The sequence below is a fragment of the Curvibacter sp. GW821-FHT01G03 genome, from assembly GCF_059422285.1.
The window spans coordinates 289,666-302,504 of record NZ_JBWKWP010000006.1 but is presented as its reverse complement, the minus strand read 5'-3'; the positions used below and the strand labels follow the sequence as shown (position 1 = coordinate 302,504).

General features: G+C 58.0%; 11 protein-coding genes. 1 reads left to right on the top strand and 10 read right to left on the bottom strand.

The window, feature by feature from the left end; all coding sequences use genetic code 11:
- Window positions 1-48 precede the first annotated feature (48 nt).
- The gene (locus AC07VS_RS10735; protein ID WP_494750940.1) at window positions 49-1,185 is read left to right on the top strand and encodes a hypothetical protein; all 1,137 of its coding nucleotides are present in this window, start codon (window positions 49-51) and stop codon (window positions 1,183-1,185) included.
- Window positions 1,186-1,213: 28 nt separating this feature from the next.
- Here the strand turns inward: AC07VS_RS10735 and AC07VS_RS10730 are convergent, their stop codons facing one another.
- From AC07VS_RS10730 to AC07VS_RS10685, 10 genes are all read right to left on the bottom strand, one after another.
- Window positions 1,214-2,212: a glycosyltransferase family 2 protein gene (locus AC07VS_RS10730; RefSeq protein ID WP_494750939.1), complete on the bottom strand. Its 999-nt coding sequence runs from the start codon at window positions 2,210-2,212 to the stop codon at window positions 1,214-1,216.
- Between the two features lie 12 nt (window positions 2,213-2,224).
- The gene (locus tag AC07VS_RS10725; RefSeq protein WP_494750938.1) at window positions 2,225-3,805 is read right to left on the bottom strand and encodes an NAD(P)/FAD-dependent oxidoreductase; all 1,581 of its coding nucleotides are present in this window, start codon (window positions 3,803-3,805) and stop codon (window positions 2,225-2,227) included.
- A gap of 33 nt (window positions 3,806-3,838) precedes the next feature.
- Window positions 3,839-4,237, bottom strand: coding sequence for a GtrA family protein (locus AC07VS_RS10720; protein ID WP_494750937.1), 399 nt, complete (start codon window positions 4,235-4,237; stop codon window positions 3,839-3,841).
- A 43-nt stretch (window positions 4,238-4,280) separates the two neighbouring features.
- Complete coding sequence (locus tag AC07VS_RS10715) at window positions 4,281-6,209, bottom strand: hypothetical protein (protein ID WP_494750936.1); 1,929 nt, start codon at window positions 6,207-6,209, stop codon at window positions 4,281-4,283.
- 129 nt (window positions 6,210-6,338) lie between these two features.
- A complete protein-coding gene (locus AC07VS_RS10710) occupies window positions 6,339-6,830 on the bottom strand; it encodes a pilin (protein ID WP_494750962.1) in 492 nt (163 codons plus the stop codon).
- 184 nt (window positions 6,831-7,014) lie between these two features.
- Window positions 7,015-7,806, bottom strand: coding sequence for an MBL fold metallo-hydrolase (locus tag AC07VS_RS10705; RefSeq protein ID WP_492348481.1), 792 nt, complete (start codon window positions 7,804-7,806; stop codon window positions 7,015-7,017).
- A gap of 12 nt (window positions 7,807-7,818) precedes the next feature.
- Window positions 7,819-10,107, bottom strand: a complete 2,289-nt coding sequence (locus AC07VS_RS10700; RefSeq protein ID WP_494750935.1) for a CHASE2 domain-containing protein — start codon at window positions 10,105-10,107, stop codon at window positions 7,819-7,821.
- Window positions 10,108-10,127: 20 nt separating this feature from the next.
- Window positions 10,128-10,799 carry an FHA domain-containing protein gene (locus tag AC07VS_RS10695; RefSeq protein ID WP_492348483.1) on the bottom strand — a complete coding sequence of 224 codons (672 nt, stop codon included), beginning with the start codon at window positions 10,797-10,799 and terminating at the stop codon, window positions 10,128-10,130.
- Between the two features lie 68 nt (window positions 10,800-10,867).
- Window positions 10,868-11,653 carry a Stp1/IreP family PP2C-type Ser/Thr phosphatase gene (locus tag AC07VS_RS10690; RefSeq protein WP_494655773.1) on the bottom strand — a complete coding sequence of 262 codons (786 nt, stop codon included), beginning with the start codon at window positions 11,651-11,653 and terminating at the stop codon, window positions 10,868-10,870.
- A gap of 443 nt (window positions 11,654-12,096) precedes the next feature.
- Window positions 12,097-12,786, bottom strand: coding sequence for a TerC family protein (locus tag AC07VS_RS10685; protein WP_494750934.1), 690 nt, complete (start codon window positions 12,784-12,786; stop codon window positions 12,097-12,099).
- Between the last annotated feature and the right edge of the window lie 53 nt (window positions 12,787-12,839).

Sequence of the window (12,839 nt, the reverse complement as noted above, 5' to 3'; positions counted from 1 at the left end):
GCTGGACACCTGTTTTACGCCAACACCGACTGGGGCATTCGCGATGCCGTGCTGCGCGACCTGACAGTGGGCGACTGGCCACCCAGCTATGGCCTGCCTGGCGGGCTTGACCTCATTTTGCGTGCTCCAGTCGCCTACTACCTGCCCGCGGCCACGCTGGGGAAATGGTTGGGCATCCATTGGGCGGACAAACTGCTGCTGGCCTGGACCTGTCTGGGAGTTCTGCTGTTCCTGCAATTGCTGCCCCTTTCCCAACGGCCCATGCGATGGGCCTTGGGCCTGGCATGCGTGGTTCTGTTCAGTGGAATGGACGTCGTTGGAGGCTTGCTGTTTTATGGAAGTTGGCCACCTGCAGGCAGCCACATCGAGTGGTGGGCCAATGCATTTCAGTACTCGTCGCACACCACCCAGCTGTTCTGGGTGCCGAACCATGCATTGCCAGCCTGGTTGGCCATGACCTTGTTCTTTCGACATTGGCGCCATCCGGACTTCCTGCGTTTCGCACCGATGCTTTTCGCTTTACTGCCATTGTGGTCACCCTTTGCTGCCATCGGCATGGCGCCGTTCTACCTGCTGCTACTGGCCGACGCTGTGCGAGCCAAGTGGCGCTTCTTCCAGCCCCTGAACCTGCTGCCAGCACTGCTTATCCTGGGGGTCACAGGCCTGTATCTGACGCTGGACCTGGCATCGGTACCTGCCCAGAGCCAGATCGGCGCCGGCGGCGTGGCACTCGATTTCTTGGTGTTGTATGTCATTTTCTGCAGCCTGGAGTTCGGGCTTCTGGGCCTGGCGCTTTACCGCTATGGGAAAGGTCCCCTGTTGACCGTGGCACTGCTGACGCTGTGCGTGCTGCCGTTTTTCAGGATGGGGCCCGGCAATGACATCGTGATGCGCGGCGGTATCCCGGCCTTGATGCTGCTGTGCCTGATCTTCCTGAGTTCGCTGCAGGACACGCGCCTTCGACTGCAGGACTTGGCGGGCACGGTCGTGATTCTCCTGATCGGCGCCGTCACCCCGATGGAGGAAATCTACCGCACCTTGGCCCTGCCGACCGGGGTCTTCCGCGAAGACTTGAATCTGATACAGGCTGCCGATGGACAGCCCCCCCCCCACTACACAGCGCGGCTGAATCTTGAGGTCTTACAGAAGGTCATGCGTTCGCCAGCCCCTTTGACGACACATTGAAGGCAGCAAGCCCGGTCGAGAAGACGATTCACATACCCTGAACCGGGCGCTCCTGGGCAATCACAGGGTCTTTCGCCTCATCGGCGGAGACCGGGAAATTGACGCGATACAACTCGACGACATGAGGGTGGTTCAAGGCACGCTGATGCAGAGCCGCAATGTATTCGCCAATCAAGCCCGCAAAAAGCAATTGCACCGAGCCAAAGAGGAAAATACCAATCAACAATGGAGCCTGTCCCAGGGGGAATTGGCTCCAGAAAAGCAGCTTGGCACACAAATAGAGCAGTGCGATCACCGCCCCCAGCACCGACATGACAGCCCCCGTCAGAGTGGCCAGACGAATCGGCGCCCGGGACATATTGGTCAACCCCAGGATCGATATCTCCAGCAATGTCAGCAAATTGTTCTTCGTGACACCAAACTTGCGAGGCGCTTTGTCAAAAGGGACTGTCTCAATAGGCAGCCCCAACTCCGAGACCAGGCCACGGATATAAGGGTAGGGTCCCCCCAGTCGACGGATCAACTCAATGACACGCCGGTCATACAGACCAAAGCCTGTGAAAGCAGCGATGGGCTTGGCCTCGGAGACGGCCTGGATGATCTTGTAATAAAGCTTGCGAGCCCAACCGATCCAACCTGTTTTCACCGGTTGCTTGTAGACCGCTGCCACAACGGAAGCGCCCTGCTCCCATCGGGCGATCAATTCAGGGATCAGCTCTGGCGGATCTTCCAGATCGGCGGCCATGGCGATCACGGCAGCCCCCCTGGCCTGCATCAGTGCGTGAGCAGGAGAGCGGACCTGACCGAAGTTCCGGGCATTCACAATCAAACGCACAGAGGGGTCAGTGCGGCAGATTTTTTCGATGCGAAGTGCTGTTCCGTCTTCTGACTTGTTGTCAATGAAAATGATTTCCAGCTCATAACGTGCGATCAATTCTGCTGTTGCCAGCCGGATTCGCTGGTGCAAAGACTCCACGTTGTCCTGTTCGTTGAAACAAGGCACCACGATGCTGATCAAGGGTTTCATCGTCTGGGGCCCTCACACTTTGGGCGCGGAGGCTTGCTGAGCTTCTTCATGGTATTCATCATCGACATTGATATCCCAGATTTCCTGCTTGTCCGTGCGGCCCTCAACGATCAAATCAACCGCCTTCTTGGCCGTCAGCATGGAATGGTCCTGGTTGTTGTAGCGATGCATGCCATTGCGACCGACCAGGAACAGGTTTTCAATCGAGTCAAGCTCAGTGCGCAATTGATCAAAATTTGCGTAGGCGGATCCGAAATACCCTGGATAAGCCTTTGGAACACGGATGACCACAGCATCCAGGGCCATGGGCACGGCCGTCAGACCAATCTGGTGCATTTCAGACTGCGCCAGTGACTTCAAGTCCTCATCCTTCATCAGCCAGAGTGGATCGACGTCCTTGCAGAAGAACTCCAGCCCCATCCAGACCGTGTCGGGACGCGCCACCATGTAGGGGCTCCAGTTGTTGAACACCTGCACCCGACCCACCTGAACGCCGGGCTCCTGGATGTAGATCCAATTGTCTTTCAAGGGTACGACCAGGCTCGAAGCGTCATACAACAAGCCCACTGTGATGAAATCCCGATATTGAAGCTCCCGCGCAACCTGTGCAGCCTTGGGTGCCCAGTCTGAAGGCAAGGCTGCAACAAGCTCCTTGATCGGCATGGTGGAAATGACCTGCGCGCAAGGCAATGTCTGCGTCTGGCCCTGGGCATCTGTTGCCTGCACCGCGGTCAAGCGTCCTTCCTGCAAAATCAGTTGGGTAGCCCGATGGCCCATGTGCAAGTGCCCGCCAGCAGCGACAAAATCGCGGGCAACAGCCTCCCACATCTGCCCAGGCCCCAATTTGGGATAAATGAACTTTTCAATCAACGAGGTTTGCGCCGCCTGGCCCTGCCCCAAACCCAGCAAGTCTCGCAAGGCGTGCCAGACGGCCGACCAGATCGACAGGCTCTTGATGCGTTGCGCCCCCCATTCCGCACTGATTTCATGGCAAGGCACACCCCAGACCTTTTCCGTGTACTCTTTGAAGAACTGGTGATACAGCTTGCGGCCAAAGCGGTTGATGAGAAAGTCTTCAAGCGACTTCTCACCGCGAATAGGCTGAATCTTGGCCCAGGCATAACTGAGGCCAAAGGTCACGGTCTTGTACAGACCGAGCTTTCTCAAAGAAGCCAGGTTCAGCTTCAACGGGTAATCAAAAAACTGCTGGTTGTAAAAAATGCGGGACAAGCGGTCGCGCAGCAGCATCACGTCGTCACCCGACACGTGGGCCTCTGAAGAGGCTGTGGGCCCGGGCAGATCTTTGCGGGCCATACCGCGGTATTGCAGGTGCCCCAAGTCCGCTCCGGGCGCCACGGCCACCGGCAACACCTGGGCCCACCACTTCATCACCCAGTCCGACTTGGAAAAAAAACGGTGCCCACCGATGTCAATTCGGTTGCCCTTGTAATTGACAGTTCGGGAAATGCCCCCCACCTGCTGATCCGCCTCCAGCACAGTGACATTCTGATAGCCAGCCCGTTGCAGCTCACGCGCAGCCGTGAGGCCCGCCGGGCCGGCACCGATGATCACGATCGGGTCATTTGTATTCATGATGTGTTCGCTTCAGCACTCGATGCGCCAAGTTCACCTGAACAGAAGCACCTTTCGGCTGATGAAATTGGTCAGAAAAGTCACGATCGCGGCGACGCCTTTGGACACTTCTGCAGGCCACGACAACCATTCAATGCAACAGTACAGAACCAGCTGCGTCACCCCCAAACCCAGAACACCCAGGCCAACAAAAATGAGCAGCTCGACGCGCGGGCTGCGCCTCAGTTTACGCACCTCAAAGACATACCGGATGCTCAAGCTATAGGCAACACACACGCCAGTGACAAAACCAAGACATGCCGCTACAGGCCAAGGCACTCCGAGCCACCGCAGACTCAAAGAGAAAACCACCATGTCTGCCAGCAAGGCGATGCCTGAGATCAACAGGTACCGAAAGGGCTCCCAAGCCAACAAGCGGTTAAATAGTTTCATTCTTTGGCCATGCGGATTTCGGGTACATCCCATCGGGCTCACATCAATGTGACTGCGTACCATGCACGGCATCACTGCTTTTAGAATCAGCACCCGCCATCAGATCAGAACAGCGATAAAGATAGTAACTGATTGGCTTCCCCATGATATCTTTCGCCTTCAAATTCCAGATCCCAGCATAGCGCTCGTCAGATTGAAAATCGAGAACAATATAGTCAAGATATGGCTTGGCCACACGGCACAATGCCGTGAGAGTAACGCCTTGAATATTACAAGCCTCGTCTCCCATTTCGTTTGTTTTTTGCGCTTTACAAGACTCCAGACTTCCATTCAATGCATTCAGTTCTGAGTGCCGCTTCATCACTTCGCGTGCAGTTTCACGATTAAAAATAATACCTGCCGTTTGCTGCGCACTGAAATAACTGGGACGCCGCAAAACAAGCCATGGCCCCAACAAATCGTTAGACCAAAAAACTTGCGCGTTGGACTCCATCTTGATGTTGAACTCACTGCCATCACCACGGGTTTGTTCTATTTCGAGGGTCCAATCGCTTCGACGATCCCAAGTCATCGCCGAGAAAATCAAGGCAGCCGACGCCAAAAAAATCCCATATAGCTGCCACTTGGGTCGACGCAAAAATAGATAGACCAAGGAAAGAACACACAAGCCGCCAATCACCGGATTGGACAGCAGCATATAGTGCATGGTGAGAGGCGTCCCAAAATGCCACGAGGCATGATATCGTTCGTACGACTGTTGGAAAAATTTAAGCAAAGCCACAGCAAAAGCCAGTGGCATGCTGTAAAGCAGAAATGCGACCAGCCTTGGGCCGATTTGATCTTTGATGCGCGGCCAGGCCAGGTACAAAGGAATCAATACGAAGACAATTTTCCCCATCTCAGGAGAAATCCGATTCTGGGTCCCCAAAGCAATAATCGTAAACAGCGCCCAAAACTCAACGCTCTTGATCTGTGTTTTCTGACACTGAATATAAAGTAAGGCAGGAATACTGACCATTGCAAACCAATGCAACAACCAGTCCACACGCCATAACTGCAAGCCGCCGAGCAAGACAAACCGCAATTGCTCATAAAAGACATAACTCAGGGCAAAACCCAACAATGTCGCAATCAAGATTGAACGGGCCAACGTGCTGGCGGACTCCCAGGGACTCCTGGTCCAAAGCAGGATCAAAAACGCGTCAGTCAAGATAAAAGTCCAGTCGACGCTAGTCCATTGAGCCAAGAAAGTGAGTCTATTTGGGCCCATCAACCATTCAAACCACTGAGGGTCAAAACGAGCACTTAAAAATTCAAGCTGGGGAGTTCCCGCCAGAGATGCCAGAAAGAGAAGCAATGGCACCCACAATAAATTCAGCCATACTTTCCTCTGCTGAACCAGATGAATCCAAATCACAAGCAAACCGCCAAGCGCCTGCAAAGGATGCAGCGTGGCAGCCAATATAAACAGCAAAATTGCCCAAGCATAACGGCGACTGAGGTAGGCGGCTATGACCAATAGAACTATCGGCTCAGAAAGTGAACGTCCTGTTAAGAAAGACTCTGCATAAGACAGAATCCAATTACCAGCATAGACAGCCGGAAAAACAAGAACCGAGAGTAATCCCCAATAGCCAAACTTGGGACCCAATATGTTTCTTGCCAATACATAGGACGAAAAAGCAAACAGCACCAAAGAAAATGCAGAGAGCGCAAGAAAGACCTTGGCTGGATGCCAAATAGAACAAAACCAACCAAGAAGGACTGGCATGATTGTGTAATCTGCTTGGCTGCCATAAGCGAAAAACATATCATTTTTAAAAGTAGCTGGATCCATGGCAAGCATGGCTTGCCCCAAATACAGCGGGCTGTCATGGCGAATACCATAATAGGGATGCAAGTAATAAAGCAAGCACACCGCAAAAATGCTCCCTAGCGCTGCGGATGTATTTTTCTTCAAAAAACCTAACATAAACCCTCGGCAGTAGGCTCGTTCGCCATGAAATCACCAAGCCGGATCTGATCATCGGCTTGGCGAAAGCAAACCCTGAAAATCAAAAAAGGCAGCCAAGCTGCCTTTTTTGACGCAAGCGGTATCAGCTTAACCGCGGCAAGAACCGGGCAGGTACTTGATGTTGATGCCGCTGGTAGCGCTAGGACCGCATTTCCAGACCGCCACCGGGCTGCCGAAGTTGCCGGACGACATGGCGTTGGAGCCGGCAGTGTCCGAATAAGGCGTCAGGGTGAGCGACTTGGTGTCAATGTTGGTCGAATCATTGAAGCCTTGAGCGGTTGCAATGATCTGTCCAGCAGAAGTGGTCGTGACAGAAGCAACATACTTGGTGGTGGCGGCAGTCGATTCGCAGCCCCAACCGTTCGAGCCCGTCGGCAGGCTGGCGGCGGCAGCAGCCGATTGATACACCTCAGTGATGGTGGTGCGGCAAGCCGAAGCCGCCAGAATCACTTCCGACATCTTGGCCTTCTTGGTGTAGTCCTGGTAAGCCGGCAGAGCCACGGCAGCCAAGATGCCGATGATCGCGACCACGATCATCAATTCGATCAGGGTGAAACCCTGTTGGACGGTACGCTTCATGTGAAAACTCCTGAAATGAAGGGGAAGAGCGGTCGAGTTCAGCAGATTCCGTGCCATGCGAATCCAGCGGTTTTGTGCGTAGCTTGATGCCCTGAAGGCCTTTTGATTTCCAAAGGTGTCATATGTGTATTTTTGCTGCTGCCGAGAGGACAAATTTGTCAGAACAAAATTGTCACCTCGCCCCTCAGATCTCGAACACATCGCCCGAAGCGAGCCACGCCAGGGTCAAGGGCCATCCCACGGGGTGCTCGGCCTGTTGTTCCAGGGCCTGAAGTTGGGCCGCGATGTCGGCCGTCTCGGAGGGCTTGGTGTGGGTGATGTGGATCGGGAACCCCGGCTGCTCACCCAGCAGACGCAGTTGTTCGATCAGGCTGGTGGGTGACAGGTGGCGGCTGCGCACGGCAAGTTCATGCTCCGCCTCGCCAAAGGCTGTCTCGATCACCAGGGCCTTGACGGGCAATTGCCGGATGCGGGCCCAGAAAGCAGGGTGGCCACAGGTGTCGCCCGTGAAGACCCAGGCCCCACGGCCGGCATCGACAGAGAACCCCACGGCAGGCACCGCATGGTCGGCCGGCAACACCTCGATCTGACAGGGACCGCAGGACAGAACATCTCCGCATTCGAACGGATGAAGAGTGACAAAGGGCCGGGCAGGGTTGGGGAGGCGGGTGAAATCGGGCCAGATGACGTCGTTGAACACATGCTGCCGCAAGGCATGCAGGGTTTGCGGCAAGGCGCGCACGCGCAACGGGCTTTGGCGCCATTTGCTCACGGCATCCAGCATCAGGGGCAAGGCGGCGATGTGGTCCAGGTGGGAATGGGTCAGGAACACATCATCGACGCGCACCATTTCCTCCAGGGTGAGCTCGCCCACACCGGTTCCGGCGTCGATGAGAACCGAGTCACCGACGAGAAACGAGGTGGTGTGGCAACCTCTGGCAATGGCGCCCGAGCAGCCAAGAACCCTGATTTTCATGCGCAAACATCCCTACTTGATGTCAAAGACCGTCACGCCATCCCAATCGTCGGGAGGGGGTGTCTGCCGGTATTGCAACAAACGCTCGCCATACATCTGACAAACCGTTACCAACGGCTCCATTTTCCGCAACTCTTTCAGCCTCTGGCTACAGGCATCCCAATTTTTTGCGCGGTAGTTCGCCAAAAATTCCGCCCATTGGGCCAACTCTTCCTGAATGCGGCGCCCCGACTCTTCACTTTCGGGCACTGGGTGAGGCGTGTGGATCAGAACGGGCTCTCCCTTGCCTTTGACGCGCACGCAATCCAGCGTTTGCCACAGCGCCTCAGGATCAGCTTGGCGACGGGTGGTGTCTCCGGCGATCACAGAGACCCCGTAAAGCCTGGACAGCCCCTCGAGGCGCGACGCCAGATTGACCGCATCACCGATCACGGTGTAGCTGCGGCGCAAGTCAGATCCCATGTCGCCGACCCGCATCACGCCTGTGTTGAGGCCGATGCCAACGCTCACGCGGGGCAGGCCCTGGGCGAGGCGCTCCTGGTTGAAGCGCGCTACCTCGTTCACCATGTCCAGGGCAGCCCGCACGGCCAGCGCGGCATGGTTGGGCAGGGCCACCGGGGCGCCCCAGAACGCCATGACGCAGTCGCCAATGTACTTGTCGATGGTGCCTTGATGACGGCGAATGCAGACAGTGAGTCGGCTGAACAGTTGGTTGAGCAAGGCCTGCACCGCCTCGGGCTCCAACCCTTCGGAGAGGTGGGTAAAACCGCGCATGTCGCAGAACATGACGGTGAGCTCGCGGCTGGCCGCACGCATGGTGTATTGATCAGGGGCCTGCAGCATCTGATCGACCAGTTCTGGTGGCACGTAGGTGCCAAAGACGTTGGCCAGCCGGCGCTTGGCACGGCTCTCCACCAGGTAGCCGTAGCTCATGTTCACGCCGAAAGTCAGCACGATCAGCAACAGGGCGCTGGCCAGGGGCAGCACCAGGCCGTGTGCACGGTACAGGGCAAAGTTGAGGCCACTGACCAGCAGCAAGCTGGCCAGGCTGGTCCACATCGCGGCGGCCGCGCTGAGCCCAGGCAGCAGCAGGGCCAAGGTCAGGCCCACGGAGGCGAGCACCAGCACTTCGTAGCCGGCAGCGTAGTCAGGCCGCACCAGCAGATGCTGGTCCAGCAAACCGCTGATCAGGTTGGCGTGGGATTCCACCCCAGGGTAAATCTGCCCCACAGGCGTGGCCCGCAAGTCAAGCAGGCCCGGCGAGGTGGAGCCCACCAGCACGATGCGGCCCTGCAGGTCCTCACGCGGGGCCTTGGCCTGCAGGACGTCGATCGCCGAGACATAACGGTAGGAGCCCCCCCCGGGTCCGCCTCGCCCCCGAAAGGGCACCAGGGCCGTGCCGGAAGGGTCCAGGGGTACCCGCTCCGTGCCCGATTGGCCCTGCAGTTGCAAGGCCTCCAGCACGGGCGGTGATCCCCCTTCGCTTGGGGACTGCGCCCAGACGGGGCCGCTCACCCGCAGGTCATGTGCAACGCGGTACAGGGCCAGGGCCAGGGATTCGTAATACTGCCCGTCGTGGCGAGACAGCAGAGGCAGCGAACGGACCACCCCATCCTCGTCGGTGACTGAGTTGAAAAAGCCGGCGCGGGGCGCCGCACGCGCCAATTCGGGCAGGCTGGCGCCGTAGCCGTCCCAATCCAGCACTTGCAAGCCCTCTGCGGGCACTTGCGCGGCACTCAGAACGGGGGCCGGCAACTCTCCTTTGCGGCGCCCATCGCGATCGCTGGAGAAGTAATAGCCCAACACCACCGGGCGCCCCTGCAGCGCCTGAGCAAAGCGCCGGTCGTAATTCAAGCGGGGGGTGAGGTGGTCCAGTTGCTGCTTGAAGCCCGCATTGTCCTGCAGCGGGCCGTTGGCCAAGGCCTGCAGAGAGGCCAGCCCGGAACTGGTGTCCGACTCGGAGAACAGCACGTCAAAACCCAGCGCCGCAATCCCGTAGTGCTGAAACAGGCGATCCGCCAGCAAGGCCAGTTGATCGCGCCCCCAAGGCCAATGGCCGAGTTGGGCCAGGCTTTTTTCGTCGATGTCGACGATGGCCACCCGTTCGTCCAAGGTGGCCGGCATGGTCAGACGCAGGCGAACGTCGTAGATCTGGTCGTCCAGCCGGTTCACCAGTGTGAGGGGGAGGAGGCCCAGGACATGGGCCAGCAACAGGACGGCGGGCACCAACATGACGCCACGGCGCCAGAAGTGCCGAACGCTCAAGCGGCTCGCGGTTGCCGCTACGGCAGGCCAGACCATGCGGGCCGCCTTGAAAACACTCAAACCTGGAAGAACTGCATCTGGGTGCCCGCCAGTTCCAGCACGTCGCCACTTTTCAGGGTGACGGGCTCGGCGCTGACAGGGTTCCCGTTGAGGGTTGGGAAGGTACCGCCTTCCACGTGGGCCAGCACGAAGCCATGCGGGCGACGGGTGATGGCGGCCACCGCCACACCAGGCTTGCCAATGGTGGTGACCACCTTGGTCAGACTGACCTCACGGCCAGCCGCAGAGCCTGAAAGCACCTTGATCGAACCGGCCAGGGATTCTCCGGCCTGCGTAGGGGCCGACTGGTAGCTGCCCATGGCAGCAGGCACCGTGGAAAGAGAGTCGGACAATGAAACCGGCGGCTTCACCACCATGGTCTTGTCGTATTCGCTGGATTCCAGCTCGGCAATGAAGCGGATCTTGTACTTGCCGACTTCGATCGTGTCACCGCTCTGCAGTTGCTGCTTTTTGACGGCCTTGCCGTTCACATAGGTCCCATTGGTGCTGTTGAGGTCTTCCAGCGTGACCGCCTGCCCCACCATCTGCAGCACGGCATGCTCACCGCTCACGGCCAGATTGTCGATGACGATATCGTTGTAAGGCCTCCGGCCCAGGGTGGTGCGCTCCTTGGTGAGCTGCACTTCCTTGATGACGACCCCATCGATCGATACGATCATCTTGGGCATGTTCGGTACTCCTGAAAACCTGGCTTGTTATGGGTTGGTGGTGTTCGCAAAATGGCGAATAGGCAGAGCTAGCCGCCCCAAAGGCGTGACAGAAGCCTTTTCTTGGACGAGGCATCTCCCGCTCTGACCAGCAATACGCTGATATTATCGCGCCCCCCATGGTGATTGGCGATCTTGATCATTCGCGTTGCTTTCTGGGTCAATGCTTCGGGAATATTCAGCAGTTCGGCGATCTCGGCCGCCCCCATCATGTCTGACAAGCCATCCGAGCACAGCAGATAAAGATCCCCGTTCTCGACCCGGCATTCGCTGACCTCCAGGATGGCTGCGTCCTCCACCCCCATGGCACGGGTGACCAGATTGCGGTTGATGGACACTGCGGCCTGCTCAGGTGTGATCAGCCCGGCATCGACCTGCTCCTGCAACAAGGAATGGTCCTTGGTGAGCTGGGCCAATTCGCCATCACGCAGGCGATAGCAGCGCGAGTCGCCAATGTGGCCCAGCATCAGGCGGGCGTCCTGAAACACGCCCATGACGAGTGTGGTGCCCATGCCCGAATACTGGGGGTTGCTGTGCGCTGCGTTGAAAATGGCCCGGTTGGCGTTGTCGACGCAGATTTCCATCGCCCGCTGGATTTCCTTGGCGTTGGCATGTCGCCCCGCCTGCGCCAACCAACGCGACAATTCGGTGCGGATGAAGGTCGTGGCCATGCCGCTGGCCACCTCGCCAGCGTTGTACCCCCCCATGCCATCAGCCAGCACGGCCAGGCAGGTCGACTCGTCAAAAGTGACGGAATCCTCATTGTTGGCACGGGCCAGACCAGGGTCCGTGAAGGCACAAAACTCGTATTTCATGGCTCAAAAACCGGGTCCGACTCAGGAACCCAGGACAACCGCGGCAGCTCCGCCAGCCTCTTGCAGCCCACGCCAAGGCATGGGCAACCCCCTCGACAGCGGAAGCACAAGGCACACAGCGCCCTGCACAGGGCCGGCTGGCGTCAACCTTGAACCACTTCGTCGCTCACCCTTGACGCATCACATGACAGCGTGCTCGGCACACCTCGTCACGGCACAGCCGGGTCAGCCTGACGAGGCCTCCATGACCTCGCCAAGACAGCCCCCGCAGCAGGGTGATTTGTTGACTTATTTACACAAATAAACCGATCGACACACTATCAGAGGCCCCAGGGTGGAGCAAGTCAACTGCAGCAAAAATGACAACGGGGCCAGCGCCTGGGCGCTGGCCCCGTGGTTTGATCGCAGCCTGGCAGGAAAGCCAGGTCAGGCGGCAAGTGTCTTCAGTCTGCCTTGTGGGCCGCCGCGGAGCGGGCCTGCAGCACCTTGCCCACCAGCACCACCAACACCGCACCGGTCGTCGCGGCAACGTAGTGCAGCCAGGGGTTGGCATGTGCAAAGTCGGCCAGGAAGACATCGCTGGCGATCGTCTCACCGCCCACCCAGCCGATCAGTGCGGCACCCAGCACCACGATGATGGGGAAGCGCTCCATCAGCTTGATCATCAGCGTGCTGCCGAAGATCACCAGCGGAATGCTGATGCCCAGGCCCAGGATCAGCAGCAGGTCGCTGCCCTTGGCGGCGGCAGCCACGGCGATCACGTTGTCCAGGCTCATCACCAGGTCGGCGATCAGGATGGTGCGCACGGCGGCCATCATGTTGCCCGAGGATTTGGCTTCGCCTTCTTCCTCTTCCTCTTCGCTCAGCAGCTGGACACCGATCCACAGCAGCAGCAAACCGCCTACCACCTGCAGGAACGGCAGGCCGAGCAGCTTGGCAGCCACAAAGGTCAGCACGATACGCAACACCACCGCAGCGCCGGAGCCGAACAGAATGGCCTTGCGTTGCATTTCGGGGGGCAGCGAGCGGGCCGCCAAAGCGATCACCACCGCGTTGTCACCTGACAAGATGATGTTGATCCAGACAATCTTGATCAGACCGATCCAGAAGTCCGGGCTTTGCAGCATTTCCATGCAGTTTCTCCTGTGTTTTGAATGCAAGAAGCGCCCGAAACCTGCGTTTCGAG